Genomic DNA, 26225 nt, shown 5'->3' with positions numbered 1-26225 from the left:
ATAAATAGAAAATGGAGGATCTTATGACAGTTTTAGTACTTGGTGGTGCAGGATATGTAGGAAGTCATGCGGTAGATATGCTTGTTAATCGTGGTTACGATGTGGCGGTTGTTGATAATTTAGTAACAGGTCATCGCGAGGCTGTGTCAGAAAAAGTACGTTTTTATGAAGGAGATGTGCGGGACCATGCTTTCTTAGCTAGTGTTTTTGAAAAAGAAAATATTGAAGGAATTATGCATTTTTGCGCTTATTCATTAGTGGGTGAGTCAATGCAAAAACCATTGATGTATTTCAATAACAATGTCGGCGGAGCTCAGGTGATTCTAGAAACAATGGAAGAATTTGGTGTTAAGCATATTGTTTTCTCAAGTACCGCAGCTACTTTTGGTATTCCTGAGGAAAGTCCAATTTCTGAAAAAACACCACAAAAACCAATTAATCCTTACGGCGAAAGTAAATTAATCATGGAAAAAATGATGAAATGGCAATCGCAAGCCACAGATATGACTTATGTTGCTCTGCGCTATTTCAATGTTGCTGGTGCCAAAGATGATGGGTCAATTGGTGAAGCCCATAAAAATGAAACACATTTAATTCCAATTATCCTACAAACTGCACTTGGACAAAGAGAATTTATTACCATTTATGGTGATGATTATCAGACTCCTGATGGAACATGTATCCGTGATTATATTGATATGGAAGATTTGATTGAAGCACATATCAAAGCACTTGAATATCTTAAATCTGGTGGGAAATCTGACCAATTTAATCTTGGCTCAAGTAAAGGTTATTCAAATCTTGAAGTGCTTGAAACAGCACGAAAAGTAACAGGAAAAGAAATTCCAAGTCAAATGGGTGAACGTCGTCCTGGCGATCCAGATGAACTTGTAGCGGACTCAACAAAAGCCGGCGAAATTTTAGGATGGAAAGTAAAAAATGATTTGGAACATATCATTACAAATGCTTGGAAATGGCATCAAAGTCATCCAAAAGGCTATTAATTAATTATCTAAAATTCGAAAAAAAGCTCAAAAAATGAGCTTTTTTTGTATGAAATCGTCATGAAAATGTAAATAAAATTGTGATAATTATTAATAAAAAAATTGATATAATGAAGTGGATGAAAAAAAGACAGTTAAGAAGAAATAAAAATAATTTTAGAAGGCTTTCTCTGACTTTTATTGCTTTAGTTATTGTTCTTTCTGGAACAATTTTCTTCCTATCTTGGTCGAAAGCTCAGCATTCACATGCTAAAAGTGATAATGGAACGAGTTTGTCAACGACAGCGGGTGTTAAGGAGAGTACTTCCTCAACTTCGAATTCAAATAAGCAAGTAATCTATCCTACAATTTATATTGCAGGTTCAAGTGGAAGTGTTACACCAGTGGATTGGTTAGTTCAACGGCTACTTCCGATTGAAAATGTACCCGCTCATAAATCTTTGGCAATTACTGCGGATGTTAATAAAGATAACTTATTAAAAATTGAAGGGCAAATTTCGCAAGATAACCAGTATCCGATGATTGAATTTGGGACAGTAAAAGGAACTGACTCTGGCTCAATATATTCTGCTGGATTACAAAAAGTAGTTTCTTATTTGATGCAGAATTATCAGATTCCTTGGATTAATCTCGTCGGTTATTCTTCAGGAGGGACGGGTGCTGTGTACTATATGATTGATACAGCCAATAATCCAAATTTTCCCCCTGTTAATAAATATGTATCTTTGGATGGGGAATACAATAAAGCGACTAATCTCCAATACGGAGAAAGCTTGACTAATGTCTTGCAAAATGGACCTTTAATTAAAACACAAATGTATCAATACATCGAAGAAAACTATGAAAGAATATCTCCGAAAGTTCAAATGTTATTATTGGAAGGAGATTTTAATAGTGCCAAGCAAACAGACAGTGCTATTCCGTGGGCAGATAGTTTTTCAATTTACCATCTTTTCAAGAATAACGGGAATGAAATAACATCAACTTTATATCCAACCAAAGCGAGCCATTCACAAGCGCCAAAAAATCCAACTGTAGTAAAATATGTCAAAAATTTTCTGTATGGAACACCATAAATAAAAAAACTCGGATTTAAGATTCCGAGTTTTTTTGTAGACTTTCATAGTAATGATGCTTTTTTTGTAAAATAAAATCTAAATGAGCTTCTAGGTCAGTGATTTGTTCACGTAAAATTCGTTCTTGCTCAACTAAAAGTGAAATTCTTTGGATAATTGTTGAATCGCCTTGTTCTCTTAAATTTGAGTATTCTTGGATTTTTGTGAGCGGCATGCCAGTTGCCTTGGCTCTTTTGATAAATTCAATCCAAGCAAGATCAGCTTCTGTGAATTCTCGGTAATTACTGGAATTACGTTGGGGTTTTAGAAGTTCAAGTTCTTCATAATAGCGTAAAGTAGGGACTGATAGACCTGTCAGTAAAGATATTTCTGAAATTTTATAAGTTTTTTTCATTTTCTACCTCTTTTTACTTGCTCTCAAGTTAACTTGAGGGTTTATACTGATTTTACCATAGAAAGGTGGAAATAAAATGAACAAAAAAGAAATTGGCTTAGAAAACTTAGCAAAAATTGACGGGGCAGCAGCAAAACCTGTTGAAGAAGCACTCAAAGATATTGCCCCTGATTTGAATGATATAATGCTCGAATTTGTTTGGGGAGATATTTATAACCGAGGAGTGCTTGATTTTAAGCAGCGTGAAATGATTACAATCACAAGTTTGTTGAGTCAAGGAGGTTTAGAAAATCAATTACGCGTGCATATTCAGGCTTCACTGAATGTTGGATTGACCCAAGAAGAAATCATTGAAACATTTATTCATTGCATTCCCTATGTCGGCTTTCCTAAAGTTTTAAATGCCATATTTATTGCCAAAGAAATATTTACTGACGAAAAGTAAAATTTACTGACAGATACAAAAAATTACTGACAAAATTTCCATCATAGGATAGTCGTTGACGCTTAAGCTTTTACGAATATGCTAGTGGTTTCATCAGTAATTTTTTATTCTTTTTCTTTCTCAATTGTCCCATCAGTAACATGGAAAATACTCAAGTTTTCCGGTAAATTTTTGAGATGGTCAAGAGTGGTTGTGGTAATAAAAGTCTGGGTTTTACCTAAACTTGTTTCAATCAAATCCAGCTGACGATGATTGTCAAGTTCACTCATGACATCGTCTAAAAGTAAAATAGGATACTCACCCGTTTCCTCAAAAATCAAATCAATTTCGGCCAATTTAATCGAAAGAGCAACGGTTCGTTGTTGTCCCTGACTACCAAAATCAGCAACATTGATCTCATTGATAAAGAACTGTAAATCATCTCGATGGGGGCCGACGGTAGTCTGATGTCTAAAAATATCATGATCTTGTCGACTCAATAATTCTTTTGAAAAATCAGTTTTTACATTTTGATTATAAGTGATTTTTAATGTTTCCAAACCATGAGTTAACTGTTCATGAATTTTTTTTGCATGAATTTCAAGCTTTTCAATGAAAGTTTTACGTTCAAACATGATTTTATTGCCGTGTTCAGCCAATTGTTCATCAAGAACCGTCAAAAAGTTTTTGTCAATCTTTGCTTGGTCAAATTTCAAATAAGCATTTCGCTCTTTTAAAGCACGATTATAACGCATGGAATCATAAAGATAAACAGCGTGAATTTGTCCGAGTTCAATATCCATAAATCGTCTGCGAGTGGCTGGCGAACCTTTGACCAACTCTAAATTTTCAGGCGCAAACATCAAGATTTTTAGTTGTCCGATATAGTCAGCCAAGCGATTTTCCTTCAGATGATTAGCCTTAGCAATTCGTCCTTTGGAACTTAATTGAACTTCAAGAGGAACGGTTGCATGAGCCTTTTCAACCAATCCTGAAACTTTCATTTCTTGCCCAGACCAACGAATTAACTCTTTGTCATGACTCGTTCTGTGACTACGAGTAAGGGCTAAAAAGTGAATAGCTTCAAGAATATTTGTCTTTCCTTGAGCATTTTGACCCAAGAAGATATTGAGATTGGGATGGAAGTCGAGTTTTAAATCTTCATAATTCCGAAAATTTTTAAGTTCAATTTGCTTGAGTTTCATTATTTTCTACCAGGAAAACGAGGGGGTATTTTTTTAGTAGGCTTCGTGCTTTTGTTTTCTGCATTCATTTTTTTAACAATGGCTTTGACACGAGCTTCCTCAGCTTTTTCAGCCTCGTGTTCGGCAATCGCTTTAGCGTCGGCTTGTTCAAAAGTAACCTTTAAGTCAAAAGTTGGGAACTCAAGTAAGTCTCCATCGCGGAGTTTTTTTCCGCGACGATTTTCAACTTCACCATTGTAGAAAATATTTCCTTCATTTTCGGCAAGGAAAATTTTTGCTTGTCCTCCTGTTGAGATTAAACCAAGTTCTTTCAAAACTTGTCCGAGTGTAATGTATTCTTCAAATAAAATGTATTTTTTCATAGTCTTATTTTAACATAAATCTGAAGTTTATTTCATTGAAAATTTAGAAATAAGCTTAATAAAATAAGATGCCTTTAAGTTAACTTTTATTCCTAATTTTTGTTAGGAAATCTCACAAAATCGCCTCAGATTTTGGTATAATAAGGGTTGCATTAAGAACTAGTAAAAGCTTGATAAAATAGGAAAGTGATAGTCAATTGACAGAAATAAAAATGGCAGATGGAGTTATGCTCCATGTGATTAAAGAAACGAAATTTAAAACAGTAAGGCTGATGGTTCGTTTTCGAGAAGAATTATCAGCTGATAGACTCGGGAAACGGGTCCTCCTATCTAATATGCTTGAAAGCACAAATGCTGTCTATCAAACAGGAAAAGATTTTAGTCGTAAACTCTCAGAGATGTTTGGCGCTTCATTTACGACAGGGGTTGCCAAAAAAGGAAAGCAGCATCTACTTTCACTTAACATGAGTTTTGTAAATCCAAGATTAGTAGATTTTGATACCTTAGGAGCAGCAGTTGATTTTTTGAAAATTGCTATTTTTCAACCTGATGCAAGTCAAGGGCAATTTAATCCTGAAATTTTCAAAAGAGAGCAAAGAAATTTATTGCATTACCTAGCTTCCATGAATGATGATCGAGCTTATTATGCCAGTCGTCAATTGGCTAATTTGTTTTTTGAAAATGTCAATCAGACTCTGCCAAGTGTTGGAACAAGTGAGCTAATCGCCAAAGAAAATCCTCAAGACCTTTTTGAGTACTATCAAAAAATGTTAGCTGAGAATGCGATTGATATTTTTGTCTTGGGTGATGTGGATGAAAAACGAGTGATTGACTTATTTTCAGACTTTAATTTTACTGACAGAGCGGTCAGTAAAGAAATTTTTTATCAACAATCACTGACAGAATTGTCAGTTCTGACCGAGGAAAAAGATGTAGCGCAATCCATTTTGCAGTTAGCTTATCAAATGCCAGTGGCTTACGGAGATGAGAATTATCTTGCGCTTCAGGTGATGAATGGACTTTTGGGTGGTTTTGCTCATTCAAAATTATTTACCAATGTCCGTGAAAAGGCAAGTTTAGCTTATTCAATTTCATCAACTTTTGATTCCTTCACAGGCTTTTTAAAAATTGCAGCTGGAATTGATGCTGAAAATTTTGAAGAAGCAAGAGGTTTAATATTTGAACAACTTGAAGCAATTAAAAGAGGGGATTTTACAGAGTTAGAAGTTGAGCAAACGAAAACAATGTTAAGAAATGCTTATTTTATAGGTCAAGATTCTCCATCAAATAATATTGAATTAGAATACGTAAAAGCGCTCATTCCAGATAAATTTTTACCGATGTCTGAATTTTTAAACGCACTTGAATCAGTTTCAAAAGCAGATTTGATAAGAGTTGCCAAATTACTAAGTCTACAGGCAGAATATTTTATGAAAGGATTTACTGTGAATCAGGAAAATATGGAGGTCAGCCTTGAAAAGTAAGTTTTATGAAAAAACAGGGGAAAGATTATATATAGATACTTTACCCAATGGTTTGACTGTTTATTATCTGCCAAAGGCAGACTATAACCGAACTTATGGCTTATTTACCACAAATTTTGGTTCCCTCGATACAAGTTTTGTCCCCTTAGGTGAGCAAGATTTCCAAACTTTCCCAGAAGGTATTGCGCATTTTTTAGAGCACAAACTTTTTGAAAAAGAAGAGGGCGACGTTATGTATAAATTTGGAGCATTAGGGGCTCAAACTAATGCTTTCACAAGTTTTTCGCGTACTTCATATCTCTTTTCTACTCGAGAAAATTCTTACGAATGTACCGAACTTTTACTTGATTTTGTTCAAAAACCTTATTTTACTAAGGAAAATGTTGAAAAAGAACAAGGAATTATCCAACAAGAAATTCAAATGTATCAAGATGACAGTGATTGGCGTCTTTTTGCAGGACTTTTGGAAAAAATGTATCCTGATTCACCACTAGCGGCTGATATCGCTGGAACGCCAGCAACGATTAATGCGATTATGGCTGATGACTTGTATAAAAATTATGAAGTTTTTTATCATCCTAAAAACATGAATTTGTTTTTGACTGGTCCCTTTGATATTGAAATGATGGCTGATTTTGTACGCAATAATCAAGCGAAAAAAGATTTTGCTGATTTAAGGGAAATTAAAAGAAAAGAAATTATTGCGAGTGAGCCAATCACTGGGGAAACTTTAGAACTTGAAGTTGCAATGCCAAAATTCTCTTTGGGTTTAAGAGGTGAAGACGCGCTTGCACAAGATTCAAAGACATTATTTAAGTACAAACTCGCCAATCAACTTTTTCTAGATTTGCTTTTTGGCAGGACCAGTCAGCGCTATGAGGAACTTTATAATGCTGGTTTAATCGATGATTCCTTTGGCTTTTCCTTTGATTTGGATAAGAGATTTCACTTTGCGGTGCTGACAGCTGACACAGAAAATCCTAAAAAATTAGGTCAAACTTTGCAAGAAGCCATAAAAAGTTATAAAATAGATAGAGATTTTAGTGAAGAGCATCTTGATTTACTTAAAAGAGAAATGCTGGGTGATTATTTTAGCTCATTAAATTCGCTTGAATATATTGCCAATCAATTTTCATCTGAAATTTATGATGATATAAATTTCTTTGATTTTCCTGAAATCTTGAAAGAATTAAGCCTATCAGAAATTGAAAAATTTGCTGACCAATTTATTTCTGAAATGAAGAAAGTAGAATTTACCATTCTACCTAAATAAAGTTATTCTGTCAGTAAGACAGAAACTGAAAAATTTACTGACAGAAATTTTAGTTGATTCGGATAAAACGAGTCAGTAAATTAAAAGCCGCTCCAAGTTTTCTATAAACTTAATCAGCGCAATACCCAAGGTGAGATGATGAAAATCTCCAAACATATTAAAGAACAGTGATAATTAACAACCGATGTGCAGTACAAAAATGAAGGGAGGATATGTTGACAATCAAAACAATCGGACAAGTCTTAAAAGAAAAGCGAACTTCGCTTGGGCTTGGTCTTTCTGAAGCAGAACAATTAACTCAAGTACAAAAATTATATATCGTCGCACTGGAGACAGACGACTACAAAGCCTTGCCGGGTGACTTTTACATCAAGGCTTATCTTAAACAGTACGCAGAAAAATTAGGGTTGAATGCAGATAGAATCATTCAAGCTTATGATGAAGGCAAGGGAATCACAGTAGAGGATAAGGAGGATATATTAGAGACTTATCATTTTGTGAAACCTAGTGAGCGGGTTGAATCCGAGGAAGAAGAGCCAAAAACTTGGCGTCATTATGTCCCAATTATTTCTTTATCAGCAGCGGCATTATTAATTGTAGTAGGTGTTTTTGCGGCAGTGATTATGAATAAACCTGAAACACCTGATTTAATAACCAATGATTATTCTTATTCAAAGAGTGTAGCCAGTACCTCTAAGGCTGCAACAAGCGCTACAAAACCACCAGAAAGTAGTACACAAGCAAGTAGTAGTGTGCTTGAGCCAACGATTGCTATCACAGGTTCAAGTTCAGCAATGGTTGCAACCATCAGCAATATTTCTGACCCTGTAAAAGTTGATTTCTCAGCTGCTGCAGGACGGACAATTTGGATTGGCATGACAAATTCAAATGTTGCGGCTAATGGTCAAACCTTAACTGATGGGGCCAATACTTTGTCTGGTTTAGTGACAACAGGTGCAGAAAATTCAGTAATTACACTTGGAAGTGTTCAAGGACTTACTCTTACAGTCAATGGTAAAGCCTTAGACCTATCTTCGCTGACAACAACTGGACCGGCCAAAATTACTCTACAAATTAATCGAACAACAACAAATTCAGCTGCTCAGTAAAGAAAAACTGATGGCTTGTTTTTGGCTGTAAAAGGAGAACTATGAAACAGAAATTACCTAATCAATTAACGATGGCAAGGATTTTTATGATTCCAATCTTTGTGATTTTATTTTATTTACCACAGGGAGCTCATTTTAATGGTTTTGTTTCCCAAGATCACAGCTCAGTAATGTGGGTTGTTGCAGCAATTGTTTTTGCGATAGCTTCTTTTACTGACTGGCTTGATGGCTATCTTGCCCGCAAATGGCATGTGGTCAGTAACTTTGGTAAATTTGCGGACCCGTTAGCTGATAAAATGCTTAACATGGTTGCCTTTGTTGTCCTTGTTGGATTACATGTTGTTCCAATGTGGGCCGTTGCCATTATCATTTGCCGTGAACTTGCTGTCACAGGTTTACGTCTATTGCTTGTCGAACAAGGTGGAGTCGTTATGGCGGCAGCAATGCCTGGCAAAATCAAGACAGCTACACAAATGTTAAGCGTCATCTTCCTTTTCATTGGAAATCCTTTATATATTGGAACAATCCTCTTTTATGTCTGTGTTTTCTTTACCATTTATAGTGGTTATGACTATTTTGCTAAAAATATGCAAGTCTTTAGAAATGCTGACTAATTCTTTTAGAAAAAATATGAAAATCCGAGTAGAAATACTTGGATTTTTTATTTGGAGTGCCAGATATGGCACGAATAAAAGAAGTCGAAAAATCAGCTGTTATAATGATTTTAGAAAGAAGAGAGTGCTAATTTGAAGCACTTGTAGTTCACAATAGAAAGGAGATTTTTGCACAAATGAACAGAAAATATTATTACAAAAAAAGTCTTGCGCCCTGAGCGTAAAAAGGAGACAAGCAAATGAAAAAATTTAAAATTGGAAGCCTCATCGCACTACTACTGGGATTAGTTCTGTTTACAGGACTAATCGTTAATGCTGATGAATTCAGAGATATTGGAAGTCTTTATGATAAAGCCGTCAACGAAAATATTATCGACCCCAATCTTTATCCAAAAGCAAATTGGTAAAAAGACGAAATTTCTACCATGCGCCCCTCTTATGAAGAATACAAAAATTATGATTCATCAATTACTTATGAATTATGGTTAAAACTCAATAACTATGGAGTCATGGCTGATACGAAAGAACCAGTCTTACAACTTAAAACCCCCGCTGAGTCAAATATTAGACTGAGAACAGCACAAGATAATATTGATAAGTTTTGTCGTGATACTCAAGCTGGTGATATTTTAGTCGTTGGCGGAGATTTTCCTACCGGAGTATTGGGGCATGCAGCTATTTTAAATGCGGACGGTTATGTTTTAGAAATGCCAGGAGGCTCTAATTGGGCACACGGAATACCCGATAATAATCGTCAGCTCCCTAAAAGACAGTGGATTACTGAACATATCAAAGAATGGACATCTGTTTATAGAATAAAAGATACTAATCTAGCAAGACAAATTGCTAAATTTGTTGATACTCATTATTATTCCACTACTGGCAGTGCAACGAAAGACATTCACCTAGATTATCTTCTAGATTGGCGTATAAAATTAAAAAATCCTAATTATTGTTCAAAATTAGTTTGGCAAGCATATTATTATGGAAGTGGAAGTTTACCTGTAATGAAAGAAGTTTCTTCCACAGCTTATATAGTACCTACGGCTCTACCAAATGCTTTTGACAGTAGATATGCACCATATTTTGTAGGAAAGTATTAACTAATGAAAATAAAAAAATATTTATTTTTAACCTTACACATTCCCTTTATATTATTAATCTGGCTCTTTGTCACTTCTCCCTTCTTCGTACATAATAATCTACTTAATTCTTCTTTTTATTTTGTATTTGGAACGATAGAAAAAATTTCTAATAGCGGTCCTCTAGCTACAATTTTATTATTATTTGTTATACCAATAGTATCTTTAGGTTCTTGCCTATTTCTTGCCATTAAAGAAAAGCAAATAAATAATAAATCCGTAATTTATATCATGATGACTCTGATTTCGGCGGCCGTCACTCCAATATTCTTTGTTATCATGCAAATAGGATTAGGAAATTATCTTTGATTAAGTTTCTAATCTCAGATTATATCCGTTTTGGAAAATTCAATTTGGAAGATACTAATTATGAAAAGACTACTCTCTTTTATACCCTCTATCTTGTGGCTTTGGTTATGTTTCAGTTTTCCCACATTTACAAGAAACAATGAAGCGATGAAACTTAGTTTCAATTTTATTGCAGATTTTCTCACAAAATTATTTCATAGTGAACAGCTAGCCTTAATCATTTTACTTTTGCTTATACCGATTTTATCATTTGTGCTTAATCTTACATTTGCTAGTAGAGAAAGAAAGAAATATTTTCGTTTATTTTATAATCTTATGATTTTTCTCTCACTCTTTAGTATCCCGGTGTTTGGAGGAATTTTGATTATTGGTTTTGGAAGTTATCTGTGATTTACCAATAAATTTGAATCACGTGCGGTTCACAAATAGAAAGGAGAATTGATGACAATCAAAAAAACAATTCCTATTTTACTGACCATTTGGCTTTGGCTCTCTGCTCCTTTCTTTAGTCAGATTAGTTTTATGAATAAGTCTTTTGAACTTATCGGTAAGATGTTAAGTAAGATAAGTCCAGTTGATTGGCTGGTGCCTGTCCTTCTATTGTTAGGAATTCCCGCTTTTTCCTTTATCTTCTATCTCTACTTTTATATCAAAGAAAAAAATAGTGATTTAAATCTAGTCTACCTTCTATTTGCTACGCTTTGCTTTTTAAGCCTTATGGTTTTCGGTGTTATTACATCAATAGGATTAGGTTATCTTTTATGATAAGGACGAGCTAATTATGGTTATCTTAAGTCTAATATTCCTAGCCTCAATCATCTTTGTAGCAAGAATATTTTTCTAATTGTTAAATTGGTATCCAAGATAAAAAAGTCGGACTGAGATTGAACCAAAAGTAGAAGACCCTCTTCAGGGTCTTTTTTTATGTCTAAAAAAATATTTTGATAAAGATAGTTGAAAACCTGATCTCGAACTTGAAAGCGCAAACATATAGTTATATAATAAATCTATATTATTAAAAGAAGGATAATTAGATGAAACAAAAGTCACAAAAATATGGTACTTGTTTCAAAGAGTTGCGTCAGCTAGCAGGCTTTAAATATAAAGATTTAGAATCAATTATTTCTAAAAATGGAATTGTTAGGCTTGAAAACGGGACTTCAAATATTTCATTTGAGAGATTAGCTGAACTTTTAAAATTTATGGGTTATACTTTGAGTGACTTTATGTATTTATCTGGAGAAAGTCGAGTTGATGAAGTTTATGGGGAAAAGTTTCATATCATTCGCTACCAGCAAGGCTATCGTGATGATTTTTTTATTCCAGTTGGTGTAAATCCTGTTCGTTTGAAGCTATTTGAAAGTGGAAAAATTTTGCTACCTTATGATGTGATTGATGCAATGCTTGGACTCATGCACATTCCGGAACAGGATTTTTCTTATATTATCAATGGAAGTAAGGATGATTATTTTGTTCATTATATCAACTGGTTGGATAGGATACAGTTAAGAGAAGAATTTGCGGAAGCAGAAATAATTCAAAATGAAGCACACAAATATGCGAATAATCAAGAAATAAAAGTTAAGATACTTGAAGAAAAATTTGAAACTTTGAACTATAACAATGATTGGCTTGAGCTGCATTCGCAAGAAAGATTGACCAGACAATACACTGATTACCGTGTCTTAGAATTAACTGCTAAAGCTTGTCATCAAATATTAAATGAGGAAGAAGTAACAGAAATTGGTGATTTTTTATTTGGAATTGAGCTTTGGCTTGAATATAGCTTAGGAATTTTGGCTTTAAATGCTTGGCAATTACCTTATTCCTTAGTTTATGCAATAATATCAGATATTAATTTACACGAGAAAGAATATAAAGGTAAATTAATTTATCGACGTCGGATTGTACAGACTGCCGGACGATGTGCTATGACACTCATAAGTAGAGGGGAAACCCAAAAAGCAAGTGACTTATTATCAATGGTTCATAACTATGCAGAAGCACTTGATACACATGTTCAAGGGCTTTATCGCTTTGCTTGGGCTTATTTAGATTATAAGAATGGAAAAATGGAAGGTCAAAAAGAAATGCTTAGAGTGATTGCCTTATTTGACTTTTTAGAAGTTCCTATTAGTCGTGATTTTGCTCAAAAATATTATAATCGTCACGTTCTTAATTTAGAAGAATCATAGAAGTTAAAATATTTTCTAAATCATACAAAACTTGCTTGCTTTGCCTCACTTTTTGCGTTACAATAATAGAAAAGAGAGTGAGTAGTGGTGAAAGCTCATAGGGTTTGTGACAGTGATTATCGGTGATAACGTTATAATCAATTTGAGGCTCTGATTTTCTAGGAGCAAATTTAGGTGGTACCGTGCAATAATGCACCCTAGAGCGAGAGGCTTTGGGGTGCTTTCTTATGTAAACGGTATCTTATTAGATAAGTATCACATATAATGATTTTTTACAAAGACTCCCACTCCCAGTGAATCGAAAGGAAAAAAATGAAACTTCAAAAACCAAAAGGAACAGCGGATTTATTACCTGCTGAAACTGCAAAATGGCAGTATATCGAAGAAATTGCTCGTGGCGTTTTTAATGATTATAATTTCAAAGAGATTCGTACCCCGATGTTTGAAAGCTATGAACTCTTTAGTCGTGCCACTGGTGAAACCAGTGATATTGTCACTAAAGAAATGTATGATTTCGAGGATAAAGGTGGACGTCATATTGCCCTTCGTCCAGAGGGAACAGCATCAGCCGTTCGTGCTTACATCGAAAATAAACTCTATGCTCCAGAAGTTGTGAAACCAGTAAAACTTTGGTATGATGCTCCAATGTTTCGTTATGAACGTCCACAATCAGGACGTTTACGTCAATTCCACCAATTTGGTGTAGAATGCTTAGGCTTGAAAAATCCAGCGGTTGATGTAGAAATTATTGCGATGGCTGATACGCTCTTCCGTCAATTAGGCATTTCTGGGGTGAAGCTTTCGCTCAACACATTAGGGGATATGGAAAGCCGTAAGGCATATCGACAAGCTTTGATTGATTATTTGACTCCGTTTGAAAACCAACTTTCAGAAGATAGCCGTCGTCGTTTAAATGAAAATCCTTTACGAGTGTTGGATAGTAAAGAAGCAGAAGATATCGCAATTGTGAAAAATGCCCCTGCTATCTTGGACTATCTCAATGAAACTTCAAAAGCTTATTTTGAAGAAGTGAAAGCCTTACTCGAAGCTTTGAACATCGAATATACCATTGACTCAAATATGGTTCGTGGTTTAGATTACTATAATGATACAATTTTTGAATTCATTGTTAATTTTGATGGTAAAGAACTAACTGTTTGTGGTGGTGGACGTTATGACGGTCTAGTAGAGTATTTTGATGGTCCAGCCACTCCAGCCTTCGGTTTTGGTTTAGGTATCGAAAGACTCCTAATGATTGCCGAAAAACAAGAAATTAACTTTATTCCTGAGGAAACTTTGGATGTTTACATTGCTGTAATGGGTGAAAAAGCTAATCTTGAAGCAACAAAATTGGCTGAGAGTTTACGCGAACAGGCCTTTAAAGTCGAACGTGATTTTTCAAATCGTAAACTTGGAGCACAATTTAAAACTGCCGAAAAATTGGGAGCAGAATTGATTATTACACTTGGAGAAGATGAAGTTCGCACAGGACAAATCAAAGTGAAACATAATCAAACACGTAAACAAGTAGAAACAACACTCCAAGCGGTTCACGAATCATTTGCCCCAATTTTTGAAGAAATTTATGCTGACGAGATAAACTAAGTCAAGAAAAGGCTCAGGTGAAGAGATGAAAGATTGTCCATTTTGTGAGGTGAAAGATAGGGTCTTTGAAAATGAATTGGCACAGGCATTTTATGATGCTTATCCTGTCAGTGAAGGTCATATTTTGATTACCCCCAAACGACATGTTGCCTCGTATTTTGAGATGACTAAATCTGAAAGAGAAGCAATCGAAGCACTTTTAGAACTTTCTAAAAGTCACTTAGATGAAAATTTTCATGCAAATGCTTATAATATTGGCATCAATGTTGGTCATGCAGCCGGACAAACTGTTTTTCATTGTCATGTTCACCTGATTCCACGATATCAGGGAGATGTAAAAAATCCGACAGGTGGCGTTCGTGGCGTGATTCCTGAAAAACAAAATTATCGATAATAAGAAGAAAGAGGTCTTAAATTTTACCTGTTTGCACTAGAGAACAGTGAAATTTACATTTATATGAAACGTACAAATTACGCGGGAAATATTACAGAAGAATATTTAAATCAAACAATCACAGTTAAAGGTTGGGTGGCTAAACGCCGTAACCTTGGAGGATTGATTTTCATTGATTTACGTGACCGAGAAGGAATTGTCCAAATTGTGGTCAATCCTGAAACAGCAGCAACCGAAGTGGCTGAAGCCGCGGATAAAGCACGTAATGAATTTGTCCTTGAAGTAACGGGTAAAGTGGTTGAGCGTGCAAGTAAGAATGACAAAATCAAAACCGGTGGTATTGAAATCGAAGCGACTGCTATCGAAATTTTGTCTACTTCTAAAACAACACCTTTTGAAATCAAAGATGATGTTGAAGTACTTGATGATACACGTTTGAAATATCGTTACCTTGATTTACGTCGTCCAGAAATGCTTAAAAATATCACAATGCGTCATGCGACGACTCGTTCAATTCGTGAATATTTGGATGGAGCAGGCTTTATTGATGTTGAAACGCCATTTTTGAACAAATCAACACCAGAAGGAGCGCGTGATTATCTTGTCCCTTCTCGAGTTAATAAAGGCGAATTTTACGCTTTACCGCAATCACCACAATTGATGAAACAACTTTTGATGACTGCTGGTCTTGATCGTTACTATCAAATTGTGAAATGTTTCCGTGATGAAGATTTACGTGGTGACCGTCAGCCAGAATTCACACAAGTCGATTTAGAAACTTCATTTTTGGGTGAAGAAGAAATTCAAGAGTTGACTGAAGAATTGATTGTTAAAGTCATGAAAGATGTCAAAGGAATTGATGTCACTTTACCATTCCCAAGAATGAACTATGATGATGCCATGAATTTTTATGGTTCTGATAAACCTGACACACGTTTTGAATTGTTACTGACAGACTTGTCAGCACTTGCTAAAACAGTTGATTTCAAAGTTTTCCAAGAAGCTGAAGTTGTTAAAGCAATTGTTGTCAAAGGCGCTGCTGACAAATATTCTCGTAAATCAATTGATAAACTGACAGAACAAGCCAAACAAAATGGAGCTAAAGGTCTTGCCTGGGTCAAATTTGAAAAAGGTGAATTCGCCGGTGGTGTTTCAAAATTCTTAGCCGAATCTACTGACAGCTTTGTTAATGAATTAAAATTGACTGACAATGACTTGGTACTTTTTGTTGCTGACAGTCTTGATGTAGCGAATTCTGCTCTTGGTGCCCTTCGTTTAACAATTGGTAAACAACAAGGTTTGATTGATTTCCGTAAGTTCAATTTCCTTTGGGTCATTGATTGGCCAATGTTTGAATGGTCAGATGAAGAAGAACGTTACATGTCTGCTCACCATCCATTTACTTTACCAACGAAAGAAACACAAGCTTTCTTATCTGCTGACGGACATCGGAAAGATTCTGATTTGAAAAAAGTTCGTGCGCATGCTTATGATATTGTCCTTAATGGTTATGAACTTGGCGGAGGTTCTTTGAGAATTAATAGTCGTGACCTTCAAGAAGAAATGCTGAGTGCTCTTGGCTTTAAACTAGAAGATGCCAATGAACAATTTGGCTTCTTACTTGAAGCACTTGACTATGGTTTCCCACCACATGGTGGATTGGCTCTTGGTCTTGACCGTTTTGTAATGTTACTTGCTGGTAAAGATAATATCCGTGAAGTAATTGCGTTCCCTAAAAACAATAAAGCCTCTGATCCAATGACTCAGGCTCCATCTATAGTAGCTGACAAACAGCTGGAAGAATTGAGTATTAAACTTGCAAACAAAGATCAATAAAATTCTCGGTGGCCTTTTAGATAAAATTGGACTTTACCAAGTATTAAAATCTATTGGCGCTGAAAAAATGGCAAATAAATTTTCGGCAGCAGTTGTATATGCGGTCTTCTCATCATTCGCGTTGAACTTTTTCTATCAGCCAGGGCATGTCTATGCTTCTGGTGCGACTGGTGCGGCCCAAGTTGTTTCAGAGTTGGTGACAAGAATTAGTGGTCATGATATTTTACCCATTTCGGCTTCGCTGATTTTGGTAAATGCTCCACTTTTCATTCTAGCTTGGCGAGGAATTGGGAAACAGTTTACTGTCTATACAGTAATTACTGTTGTCATGAGTTCTGTTTTCATTCACTTTATTCCTGTGACTCCTTTAACTCATGAGCCAGTCATTAATGCTGTCTTCGGGGGAGCAATTATGGGATTTGGTGTTGGAAATGCAATGAAATCAGGAATTTCTTCTGGTGGGACTGATATTGTTAGTCTCTATATGCGTAAAAAGACCGGAAGAAGTGTTGGAACATTATCATTTATTGTTAATGGAGTGATTATTTTCACAGCTGGAGTTCTCTTTGGTTGGGAATATATGCTTTATAGTTTAATCGCTATTTTCGTCAATTCTCGAGTACAAGACGCAATCTTTACAAGACAAAAACGTTTGCAAGTAATGATTGTTACTAAAAATCCAGAATTACTGACAGAAAAATTAGTTAATCGCTTTAAACACGGAGTTACAATTTTACATGATGCGGAAGGTGGTTATACGCACACCAGTCAAACCGTTCTTATGACTGTGATTACCATGTATGAATATCAAGAATTCAAAGATATTATCCAAAAATACGATGAACATGCTTTTGTATCAATATCGGAAAATGTTCGAGTACTTGGAAAATTTGCAGAAGTAGAAGATTAAGAACTTGATATTCTATTGAAAAAAGTAAAATAATAAAAGGGAGAAAGCCAAAAGGAGGACTTTCTCCCCTTATTATATGTGAAAAAATAAAGGAGGAAATAAAATGAAAAAATTAGCAAAAGTACATTTTCTGTACTTACTTGCCATTGCAATTGGTACAGGAATCTATGCTTTTGGCTTTGTTGCCTTTAACATGGCAAACCACTTGGCTCAGGGAGGAGTCGCAGGGCTTTCCTTAATCTCCTATGCGCTATGGCATATTGACCCCTCTTATGTTCAACTTTTAATAAATATTCCCCTTTTAATTTTAGGATATCGTTTTTTAGGAAGAAGAACATTTATTTACACCATTTGGGGGATTGTGAGTCTGGCTGTTTGGATTTGGATTATTCAAAGAATTAGTTTCACAATCAATATTGGAAATGATACCCTTATTGCTGCTTTATTAGCCGGAGTATTTTCAGGTTCAGGAATTGGATTAGTTTTTCGATTTGGAGGAACAACGGGAGGAACAGATATCCTTGCTAAACTCTTTCAAATAAAAAAAGGAATCCCAGTTGGTCGAATGCTTTTTATCTTTGACTCTTGTATCTTGGCTCTTTCTTTGAGTTATGTTGACCTTAAACATATGATGTATACTTTGATTGCCAGCTTTATATCAATGCAAATGATTAATTTGATTCAAAATGGTGGTTATACTGTTCGTGGAATGCTTATTATCACGAACCATCATGTAGAAGTTGCTAAAACAATTATCGAAGAAATTGGTCGAAGTGCAACTTATTTGCATGGTGAGGGTGCCTATTCAGGAACTGAAAAAGAAGTCCTTTACGTTGTACTCAATCCGAGTGAGATACAAGAAGTAAAGCAAATTCTATCTATTATTGACCCGAATGCCTTTGCCTCAGTTATAAATGTCCACGAAGTTGTGGGAGATTTCGCACCAAAACGTGGTAGATTTAAAGATTTGAAAAAATAAATAGCTCAATGAGCTATTTTTTTTGAGTATTCTTAAGTTAAAAAGGGAGAAGTTTTCAAAAGTTGACTAAATTCTAAATTTAAACTACAATAGATTTAAACGTCCTTGCCTTTGGCAAGGATATTTCATCGAAATTTTTGAGGGATATTATGAAAAAATTATCTAAGGTGCATTTTTTGCAACTTCTTGCTGTTACAATTGGGACAGCAATCTATGCCTTTGGTTTTGTTGAGTTCAACATGGGGAACCACTTGGCTGAAGGTGGAGTCGCTGGGCTTTCATTGATTGGTTATGCTTTGTTGCATATTGACCCGTCATATACTCAGCTTATCTTAAATATTCCACTTTTAATTCTTGGCTATCGCTTTCTTGGACGACGAACTTTTGTCTATACGATTTGGGGTATCGTGAGTCTCTCAATTTGGATGTGGATTTTCCAACGGATTCCAGTAACAATCAATGTCGGTCATGATTATTTAATTGCTGCTTTATTAGCCGGTGTTTTTGCCGGAACAGGGATTGGTTTAGTTTTTCGATTTGGAGGAACGACTGGTGGAGCCGACATCATTGCCAAGCTTTTACAAATAAAAGCTGGGGTTGCTGTTGGACGAACTTTCTTCATATTTGATGCTTGTGTGATGCTGTTATCATTAAGTTATATTGATTTACGTCACATGATGTACACTTTGATTGCAAGTTTTGTAGCAGCTCAAGTAATTAATGTGGTTCAATCGGGTGGTTATACTGTTAGAGGAATGTTAATTATCACGAACAATCATGCCGAAATTGCCAAAGCAATTATTGAAGAGATTGGTCGTAGCGCGACTTACTTACATGGTGAAGGAGCCTATTCTGGAAATTCAAAAGAAATTCTCTATGTGGTTTTAAATCCCGGGGAAATACAAGAAGTCAAACAAATTTTGTCTATTCTTGACCCGAATGCTTTCACATCCATTATAAATGTTCATGAAGTCATTGGTGACTTCACTTATCCACGCAGTCGCTATAAAGTGGCTAAAAAAGGAAAAAAATAGCTCAAAAGAGCTATTTTTTATTTTTATCAGTGAAAGAAATTATCTTGAAAGACGTGCACCTTCGATTTCACCTGTAGATTTTACTCCTTCAACAGAAAAACTATCTGCATTGATTCCAGTTTTGATATTTTCCAACTGTTTAATTGTCTTGTCTAATTGAATTAAGTTTTGAACATTGTATTCAAAAGTATAGTTACTAATTTCTCTTTTGGCTTTCTTCAGGTGAATAATAGCTTTTTCGATTTCTTCAGTGGCTTTTGTTGTACGCATATAGAAAACCCTTTCTATTTTTGGAATTGTGTGACTATTTATCTATTCCTATTATAACACAGGCTGCGAGTCAAAACAACGTTTCGACTTTTGGGTCTTTCAAAGATTACGACCTGATAAAAAGTTAAATTTATTTTTAAAGACCAGATGTTAACAATTATGATTTAATGGGATGATGACGAATTTTTTCACTGAGAAAGTAGAAAAGATCAGCTATTTCACATCGAAATTAGAGTCTGTATATTATCATTTTTCAGATGAGTGACTGTGAGAATGATAAGAAAAAATCTGGAAATATCCAGATTTCTTTTTATTTATTTAATTCCACTTACAAAATTATCAAGAATCGTGATAATTTCTGCTTGTGATTCAGCTTGATTGACTGCAACTTTTACTTTTGCTGCACGAGAAGCTCCTTTAAGATAGTAAGCTGCATGCTGACGGAATTCTCGGCTAGCAAGATTGTCCCCTTTTAATTCGACGAGACGGGCCAAATGTAATTTTGCAATTTCCATCTTTTCAGCAACCGTAGGTTCAGCAAGAAGTTCCCCTGTACGCAAGTAGTGTTCTGTACGATGGAGAATCCACGGATTTCCAAGAGCAGCACGTCCCATCATGACTGCAGTCACTCCTGTTTCATCAATCATACGTTTAGCATCTTCTGGAGTCTTGACATCACCATTTCCGATGACTGGAATATTGACATTGTCAGTCAATTTTTTGAGCCAGTGCCAGTTTTCTTGGGCATTTCCTGTGTAGGCTTGAGCTTTAGTGCGTGCGTGCATGGAAACTGCTGCTCCACCACCCGCTTCAATTGCTTTAGCATTTTCAACGGCAAAAAGGTGGTCATCGTCCCAACCGATTCGGATTTTTACTGTCAATGGTCTTGAAATGGCTTTACTGACTGCGCTAACCACATCGTAAACTTTATCAGGGTCAAGCAAAAGTCGAGAACCTGCTTCATTTTTTGTTACTTTAGGTACTGGGCAGCCCATGTTGATATCAATAATATCAGCAACTGTATTTGCTTCAACAAATTTAGCAGCTTCAACTAAAGTATCCACTTCACCACCAAAAATTTGCATCGATAGCGGATGTGGAACGCCTTCAAAATCCATCATTTCCAAAGTTTTCTTGTTGCGATGTTCGATTCCTTTATCAGAAATCATCTCGGTTACAACAAGTCCAGCTCCGAATTCTTTGGCAGTAGTCAGAAAAGCTTTATTTGTAATTCCAGCCATTGGTGCCAGTACAATTTTATTTTTTATTTCGATATCGCCAATTTTCCACGATTCGTTGTAAATTTTGTCCATAGTCATAAAGAATATTATAGCAATTTTTTGAGATTTCACAAGGTCTTAAGGATTAGAAAATTTACTGACGAGAACTCTGTCAGTAAATTTATTGAACTTATACTACTGGATTAAAACTTACATTGATTTGTCAAAGTTATTGAAAGCGAGCAGATTGAAAAGCAAACTGACAAGAGCAATGAAAATTATGCCCAAAAAGTAAACTTTTTTATAGTTTTTCCATTGAGTGATTAAGAGGTAGATGGCGCTTATGAAAAGGATAGTTGGAGAATACATAGCGAAAATTCCTGTTAATTCTGCCCAGAAACTTAAAAAAGAATTGTTCCAAATATTTTCATCATTAGAAAATGGTCCAAACAAGTAAATGGCGCCAACGAAATTGAAACCGCCAATAATCCGTAGATAAATGACGAAAAAGTGGCTTAGGTTTTCATGAGAAATAAATGTGACAACCCAGCACAAAAGTGCCAAAATAATGCTGACAATTAAAAATACAGAAGTTTCGATCATTTGACCACCTGCTTAAATTTTTTGTAATTTAAAAATCAATTATTCAAGGAGTAAATGAAACAACTTTATCGTTATAAAGTACAATTCCATAGACTTTTTTGGAATCGCCCAACTGAAAAGTAAGATTCAAATGATGAACTCTGTCAATATATTGGAGATAAGTTGTAGATTGCTCCGCCCCACGAATAATATAATGCTTACCAAAGACCGCGCTCAACTCAGAAATGCTTTTTCCATTAAAATTTTCGCCATTTAGGGTTAGATATTGAACGAGGTATCCATTCGTTACGGAAATAGCAGCAACTTTCTTTTGGTAGCTGATAGCATTGAAAGATTGGCTATCGCTATCCGACATTCCTTTGTACCACCAGGTCTTAAAGGCGCCATGTGTGGGAATGAGATTGAGTCCGATAATACCGTATTCTGTGTTGGGGAGGAGTTCTTTATGTTCTTGCTTGATTGTATCTTCTGGTGCGTTAATTTTAAGATTTGCTAAAGTCACATGACTCAAATCAGTCGATTTTTGCCAAGGGGCATTATGCCAAGTAAACAGAAGAACGACAAGCAAAATCGGAAGGAGAATGAGAAGCCTGATGACAATTTTTTTCTTTTTCATGTCGTGACCTCACTTATAATAACTCGTGTGTTTATGAAAGCGAGTGGAATGATGAATGAGTTTACTACACTGACCATTTTTATATGAGGGTATTCCTGGACCCCACGCACAATATCTATTTTTTACAGCTCCATAGTCAGCAAAACAGGCATTGCTTTTTGCGATAGCAAAATCACAATCGCTTGCAAAAAAATTTCTCAAGGCTTCTACTGGTTGTTGGAGTTTGTCATAGTATAGTTGATTTCCAAGAAAACCATTAATTCTGTTACAAGTGACAGGTTTGCCTACACCAATTCTTATACCTGCTAAAAGTGTAAACTTTGCAGATGTGTTGGCAGTTATAGGGGAATTTACGGAAAATGACAAGGTTTCTATATTTGGTGTAGCCATAGACATATTGCTTTGAGCGACACTTCCAGATGTTGTAGGGTCACCAACTTTATTTAATTCATCTAAATATTTATCAATACTTACAACTTTATTGATTTCGATGGTCTTAGAAGAGTTCTTTGCTATTGGAACGGTAGTATCATTAGTTGATTTTCCGTCAATTGAAGTTTCTAGTGAGATGTCATATTTTGGAGTATCAACGACTATTTTTCCTTTATTCAATGATGCGTTTGCCTTTGTATCAACAATTCCGTCATCGTTGGTAGTATGGGTTTTTCCATCTATTACTACAGGCTCATTTTCAGGAGTAACATCTCTATAAATATATGACTGGTCAGAAAAAAGCCTCCAACCTTCTTCATTACCACTGGGAGTCGTGTAGATTTCTATCAAACTTTGCTTATCAGCAGCTGATAGAGTAGTAGGAAATTTAAGTTCTTCTCTCATAGTCGTTTTGACTGTTATTTTAGTTGTCATTTGAGATTGAACAATCTGTTCCGCCTTTGCTGGCAAATGTCCAACACTAAAAATAATCAAGACAAGCAAGCCAATCGTTACAATAAGTGAGCCTTTTACCTGCGAATTGGGCTTGATTTTATCAGCTTTACTTGGTAAAAGTGTGAATATTAGATAGACAATGGCTAGTACACCTGAAATAATCATCGCACAAATTTGTGTGAATTCGCCGAGAATAATACTGACAGGGAAAACAAGCCATAAAAATGGACTCAAACCTGTATCACGAATTCGACGCATAGCGAGCGCCGACATTGGAACAATCGAGGCAAGTCCCCAGACGAAGAGCAAAATAAGCGCAAGCCAAGTGACTGCTGAAAAATGGTCAACATCGGCCGTCAAAGCTTCTGAAAATCCTGACGAAAATAAAAATGTCGTCATAAGAACAAGATAAATGATGAGATTAATCAAAAAGACCCACCAATAGGCTGACCGACTCGAGCGATTTTTTGAAATCAAAGGACTGGCGCCAAAAGTTTTGGTAAGCAGCGAGCATAAGAAACCTCCATATTTAGTTATTTTAGTTTTATTATACTCTTCTATCGTAAGCGTTACCATAGTGTTTTTGTTTTAATACAAAGTAGTTAATTTTAAAGAATCATGCCCTATTTTATGGCTACAAATGCCGAAAAATTAACTGTTTTAGTTAAAAATTAACTTCTTTATTTTTGTCAGTAACTTTTATCAACAAAAAAATACTGACAAATCGTCAGTATTTATTTTTTTACTAAATAATGTAATTCAACAAATTGCCCGTAAGTTCTAGTATCAATCAGTTGAAGTTTCTCTTCATAATTTCCTGACGGAAAAAGTGGGACTCCATCTCCTAGTAAAACTGGGGCAATGGTAACTTGTAATTCATCGACCCAATGATTTTCAAGAAAAAGTTTGATGACCTCCCCGCCGCCAACAACCCAGATGTTTTTGTCATTATCCGCAAAATTTACTGACAGCTCTGTCAGTTTTTCTTTGTCAATAAAAATGATGTTGTCAGTAGCGGAGATTTCTTGATGAGTTAAAATATAAGAAGTTTTGTCAGTATAAGGCCACTGACCGGCTTGCTCTTTTTCTAACCAATCATAAGTCTTTTTCCCCATAATGATTGTATCAATACCACTATAAAAAGCATCATAGCCGTTATCTCCCTCACCCTCAACATCAAAAAGCCATTGGAGACTTTCTTCTTTGGTGGCAATATAGCCGTCTAATGTAGAAGCAATAAAAAGTTTTACAGTCATTTTTCTCAGTCCTATTTACTGACAGAAGTTTTATCAGTAAAATAAATTATTATATTAGTTAATTAGTGCTTTTAATTCTTCTTCGGAATACTCATATTTATTTTCACAGAATTGACAAATAATTTCAGCTCCATGATCTTCAGCAATCATTTCTTCAATTGGTTGTCTTCCCAAAGATTTGATGCCCTCAAGGAAACGCTCCTTACTGCAATCGCATTTGAATGCCAAAGGAAATTCGCCAAGATTTTTGTATTCCATATCACCATAAATATTATCCAACATCGTTTTTAATGGTTCGTCACTGGTCAACATTGTTGCAATGGAAGGCATACTTTTGATATTGTGTTCGATTTCAGTGATTTCTTCATCGGTGGCATCAGGAAGGGCTTGTAGCATAAATCCACCAGCGATTTTAACAGTATCAGAGTCTTCATTAAGCAAGACATTGACCCCAACAGAAGAAGGAGTTTGTTCAGAACTTAAGAAGTACCAAGCTAAGTCTTCGCCAATTTCACCAGTAATTAAATCTACTTGACCACTATAAGGCTGTTTGAGCCCCATATCTTTGACAACAACTAAAAAGCCATTGCCAACGAAAGGAGCAACTAAAACTTCGCCAGTAGAGGCTTTTTTATAGTCGAGTTCCCGATTTTTCACATAGCCTTTGACATGACCTTTGCTGTCAGCAACAGCAATAATTGGGCCCATTGCGCCATCACCTAAAACCTTTACGGTGATTTTAGTTTCTCCTTTTTCATTAGCCCCCAGGATTTGGGCAGCAATTAGGGTACGTCCTAAAGCAACAGTAGAAGTAGGCCAAGTTTGATGCCGTTCTTGTGCTTCTCGCACAGTTAGGGTTGAATCTAAAGCAAAAGCTCTGAAATGCCCATTTTTTGAGATTGATTTGATAATTTTATCCATATCATTATTATAACATGCCCTATCTATCGACCGCAATAGAATCTAATTAATTTTAATAAGAAGTTTTTAATAGCAAACTTAAATATTTTTATATTAGACATTTATTTAGTAAAATGAATAAAAGCTTGCTCCTCATTAGCTTTAAGAGGTTAGAAGAGGTTACTATGTTTTCAATTATCATCAATTCTACGATTATCTATTGGGCAACGGCTTTAGACTTACTGATACTATTAGCTATTTTATATGTGCGATTTGATAAGAAAAGTCATTTATCGATTACTCTGGGTCAAATTATTGGTTCAACGGCCCTTGTAGTAGTTAGTTTGTTCTTTGCTGTCATTTTAAAGCTCGTTCCAGAAGAGTGGATTTTGGGCTTGCTTGGGTTAATTCCCTTGGGACTGGGGATTAAGTACTTGTTTTGGGGAGATGATGACGACGATGAAGAATTAGATGAGTTACTACAAAAGAGAAAAAATAAAAGTTTACTAGGAACTGTTATTATTATTTCTTTTGCAAGTTGCGGTGCTGATAATATTGCTTTATTTACTCCATTTTTCATGACACTTTCGCCAAGTAATTTGATATTGTCAATCTTCATTTTTATTTTAAATATTTTAATTCTAGGACTACTTGGAAAGACAATTTCTAAAATCCCACATCTCCATGAAATTTTAGAAAAATATAGTCGTTGGATTTTGGCTTTTGTTTATATCGTACTTGGAATCATGGTTTTGATAGAAAGTGGAACGCTCTCTAAAATCATCAGCCTTTTTTAAGAAATCTATTGATTAAACAAAAAGTTCATTATTTCCGAACGATAATTTCATTTTAATCAAAAACATCAGGATTTTCAATGCAAATCTTGGTGTTTTTTGATAAAATAAAAAATAGTGCGATAGGAGCTTTCAGAAAAATATTCAACTTTTATTCTGATAAAATAAGTCAAAAAGTCGAAGAAAATTTTTAGAAATGCCAGCCAAGCGAACTTGGAGCGTGCAAAATATTTTAAAATGAAATTGAGTTCGCTCTCCTAACTTCTACGAAAATAGATAAAAATGGGAACCTGCCTCAGGCAGAACCACCATCTTTCCTAATTTTCTAG

At 35.3% G+C, this 26225-nt stretch carries 29 protein-coding genes; 19 read left to right on the top strand and 10 right to left on the bottom strand.

Features of this window, described 5'->3' with window-relative positions; translation table 11 throughout:
* The first annotated feature begins 23 nt into the window (after positions 1 to 23).
* Together galE and KW2_RS10115 are read left to right on the top strand one after the other, a co-directional pair.
* The gene (gene galE, locus KW2_RS10120) at positions 24 to 1004 is read left to right on the top strand and encodes a UDP-glucose 4-epimerase GalE (protein ID WP_014573226.1); all 981 of its coding nucleotides are present in this window, start codon (positions 24 to 26) and stop codon (positions 1002 to 1004) included.
* 119 nt (positions 1005 to 1123) lie between these two features.
* The gene (locus KW2_RS10115) at positions 1124 to 2080 is read left to right on the top strand and encodes an alpha/beta hydrolase (RefSeq protein WP_041168660.1); all 957 of its coding nucleotides are present in this window, start codon (positions 1124 to 1126) and stop codon (positions 2078 to 2080) included.
* 16 nt (positions 2081 to 2096) lie between these two features.
* Here KW2_RS10115 and KW2_RS10110 read toward each other — a convergent pair whose 3' ends face one another.
* A complete protein-coding gene (locus KW2_RS10110; protein ID WP_011677031.1) occupies positions 2097 to 2474 on the bottom strand; it encodes a MerR family transcriptional regulator in 378 nt (125 codons plus the stop codon).
* 76 nt (positions 2475 to 2550) lie between these two features.
* Here KW2_RS10110 and KW2_RS10105 point away from each other — a divergent pair, with 76 nt between their 5' ends.
* A complete protein-coding gene (locus KW2_RS10105) occupies positions 2551 to 2919 on the top strand; it encodes a carboxymuconolactone decarboxylase family protein (protein WP_021037874.1) in 369 nt (122 codons plus the stop codon).
* Between the two features lie 104 nt (positions 2920 to 3023).
* Here KW2_RS10105 and recF read toward each other — a convergent pair whose 3' ends face one another.
* Complete coding sequence (gene recF, locus KW2_RS10100) at positions 3024 to 4103, bottom strand: DNA replication/repair protein RecF (RefSeq protein WP_021037873.1); 1080 nt, start codon at positions 4101 to 4103, stop codon at positions 3024 to 3026.
* Complete coding sequence (gene yaaA, locus KW2_RS10095) at positions 4103 to 4465, bottom strand: S4 domain-containing protein YaaA (RefSeq protein WP_021037872.1); 363 nt, start codon at positions 4463 to 4465, stop codon at positions 4103 to 4105. The genes recF and yaaA overlap by 1 nt, the downstream gene beginning before the upstream one ends.
* Positions 4466 to 4662: 197 nt before the next feature.
* Between yaaA and yfmF the strand changes: the two genes are divergently transcribed.
* The 15 genes from yfmF to KW2_RS10020 all read left to right on the top strand — a co-directional run bounded on the left by yfmF (position 4663) and on the right by KW2_RS10020 (position 19349).
* A complete protein-coding gene (gene yfmF / locus KW2_RS10090; protein WP_187288328.1) occupies positions 4663 to 5949 on the top strand; it encodes an EF-P 5-aminopentanol modification-associated protein YfmF in 1287 nt (428 codons plus the stop codon).
* Positions 5939 to 7222, top strand: a complete 1284-nt coding sequence (gene yfmH, locus KW2_RS10085; RefSeq protein ID WP_021037870.1) for an EF-P 5-aminopentanol modification-associated protein YfmH — start codon at positions 5939 to 5941, stop codon at positions 7220 to 7222. The genes yfmF and yfmH overlap by 11 nt, the downstream gene beginning before the upstream one ends.
* 212 nt (positions 7223 to 7434) lie before the next feature.
* Positions 7435 to 8331: a helix-turn-helix domain-containing protein gene (locus tag KW2_RS10080; RefSeq protein ID WP_021037869.1), complete on the top strand. Its 897-nt coding sequence runs from the start codon at positions 7435 to 7437 to the stop codon at positions 8329 to 8331.
* A 41-nt stretch (positions 8332 to 8372) separates the two neighbouring features.
* A complete protein-coding gene (gene pgsA / locus KW2_RS10075) occupies positions 8373 to 8945 on the top strand; it encodes a CDP-diacylglycerol--glycerol-3-phosphate 3-phosphatidyltransferase (protein ID WP_011835915.1) in 573 nt (190 codons plus the stop codon).
* A 239-nt stretch (positions 8946 to 9184) separates the two neighbouring features.
* Positions 9185 to 9352, top strand: a complete 168-nt coding sequence (locus tag KW2_RS12285) for a hypothetical protein (protein ID WP_244878734.1) — start codon at positions 9185 to 9187, stop codon at positions 9350 to 9352.
* Between the two features lie 18 nt (positions 9353 to 9370).
* Positions 9371 to 10048, top strand: coding sequence for a C40 family peptidase (locus tag KW2_RS10070; protein ID WP_244878733.1), 678 nt, complete (start codon positions 9371 to 9373; stop codon positions 10046 to 10048).
* Positions 10049 to 10051: 3 nt separating this feature from the next.
* Entirely contained in the window at positions 10052 to 10396 is a 345-nt protein-coding gene (locus KW2_RS10065) for a hypothetical protein (RefSeq protein ID WP_021037868.1), read from the top strand.
* 441 nt (positions 10397 to 10837) lie between these two features.
* Positions 10838 to 11161, top strand: coding sequence for a hypothetical protein (locus KW2_RS10055; protein ID WP_021037866.1), 324 nt, complete (start codon positions 10838 to 10840; stop codon positions 11159 to 11161).
* Positions 11162 to 11430: 269 nt separating this feature from the next.
* Entirely contained in the window at positions 11431 to 12591 is a 1161-nt protein-coding gene (locus tag KW2_RS10050) for an Rgg/GadR/MutR family transcriptional regulator (RefSeq protein ID WP_021037865.1), read from the top strand.
* 312 nt (positions 12592 to 12903) lie between these two features.
* Entirely contained in the window at positions 12904 to 14196 is a 1293-nt protein-coding gene (gene hisS, locus KW2_RS10045; protein ID WP_011835908.1) for a histidine--tRNA ligase, read from the top strand.
* 25 nt (positions 14197 to 14221) lie between these two features.
* Entirely contained in the window at positions 14222 to 14590 is a 369-nt protein-coding gene (locus tag KW2_RS10040) for an HIT family protein (RefSeq protein ID WP_021037864.1), read from the top strand.
* A 63-nt stretch (positions 14591 to 14653) separates the two neighbouring features.
* A complete protein-coding gene (aspS, locus tag KW2_RS10035) occupies positions 14654 to 16426 on the top strand; it encodes an aspartate--tRNA ligase (RefSeq protein WP_021037863.1) in 1773 nt (590 codons plus the stop codon).
* Positions 16407 to 17336, top strand: coding sequence for a YitT family protein (locus tag KW2_RS10030; protein WP_011677016.1), 930 nt, complete (start codon positions 16407 to 16409; stop codon positions 17334 to 17336). Before aspS ends, KW2_RS10030 begins: the two co-directional genes overlap by 20 nt.
* Positions 17337 to 17439: 103 nt before the next feature.
* Positions 17440 to 18315, top strand: coding sequence for a YitT family protein (locus KW2_RS10025; protein WP_011677015.1), 876 nt, complete (start codon positions 17440 to 17442; stop codon positions 18313 to 18315).
* A gap of 149 nt (positions 18316 to 18464) precedes the next feature.
* A complete protein-coding gene (locus tag KW2_RS10020) occupies positions 18465 to 19349 on the top strand; it encodes a YitT family protein (RefSeq protein WP_011835903.1) in 885 nt (294 codons plus the stop codon).
* A gap of 39 nt (positions 19350 to 19388) precedes the next feature.
* On the opposite strand, the gene KW2_RS10015 is transcribed toward KW2_RS10020, so the two are convergent.
* The 7 genes from KW2_RS10015 to hslO all read right to left on the bottom strand — a co-directional run bounded on the left by KW2_RS10015 (position 19389) and on the right by hslO (position 25123).
* Positions 19389 to 19619, bottom strand: coding sequence for a hypothetical protein (locus KW2_RS10015; RefSeq protein ID WP_004254795.1), 231 nt, complete (start codon positions 19617 to 19619; stop codon positions 19389 to 19391).
* A gap of 314 nt (positions 19620 to 19933) precedes the next feature.
* Positions 19934 to 20938 carry a tRNA dihydrouridine synthase DusB gene (gene dusB, locus KW2_RS10010; RefSeq protein WP_011677013.1) on the bottom strand — a complete coding sequence of 335 codons (1005 nt, stop codon included), beginning with the start codon at positions 20936 to 20938 and terminating at the stop codon, positions 19934 to 19936.
* A 111-nt stretch (positions 20939 to 21049) separates the two neighbouring features.
* Complete coding sequence (locus KW2_RS10005; RefSeq protein WP_011835901.1) at positions 21050 to 21442, bottom strand: hypothetical protein; 393 nt, start codon at positions 21440 to 21442, stop codon at positions 21050 to 21052.
* Between the two features lie 43 nt (positions 21443 to 21485).
* Positions 21486 to 22058 (bottom strand): hypothetical protein, encoded by a 573-nt coding sequence (locus KW2_RS10000; protein WP_021037862.1) that lies wholly within the window; start codon positions 22056 to 22058, stop codon positions 21486 to 21488.
* A gap of 9 nt (positions 22059 to 22067) precedes the next feature.
* Positions 22068 to 23522, bottom strand: a complete 1455-nt coding sequence (locus tag KW2_RS12175; protein ID WP_021037861.1) for a DUF805 domain-containing protein — start codon at positions 23520 to 23522, stop codon at positions 22068 to 22070.
* Positions 23523 to 23680: 158 nt separating this feature from the next.
* Positions 23681 to 24202 carry a dihydrofolate reductase family protein gene (locus tag KW2_RS09990; protein ID WP_011835898.1) on the bottom strand — a complete coding sequence of 174 codons (522 nt, stop codon included), beginning with the start codon at positions 24200 to 24202 and terminating at the stop codon, positions 23681 to 23683.
* 54 nt (positions 24203 to 24256) lie between these two features.
* Entirely contained in the window at positions 24257 to 25123 is an 867-nt protein-coding gene (gene hslO / locus KW2_RS09985; RefSeq protein WP_021037860.1) for an Hsp33 family molecular chaperone HslO, read from the bottom strand.
* 164 nt (positions 25124 to 25287) lie between these two features.
* Between hslO and KW2_RS09980 the strand changes: the two genes are divergently transcribed.
* Positions 25288 to 25899 carry a CadD family cadmium resistance transporter gene (locus KW2_RS09980; protein WP_011835896.1) on the top strand — a complete coding sequence of 204 codons (612 nt, stop codon included), beginning with the start codon at positions 25288 to 25290 and terminating at the stop codon, positions 25897 to 25899.
* Positions 25900 to 26225 lie beyond the last annotated feature (326 nt).

This window comes from Lactococcus cremoris subsp. cremoris KW2, assembly GCF_000468955.1.
GTDB classification, from domain to species: Bacteria; Bacillota; Bacilli; order Lactobacillales; family Streptococcaceae; genus Lactococcus; species Lactococcus cremoris.
This window is presented reverse-complemented; position numbering and strand designations above follow the sequence as displayed.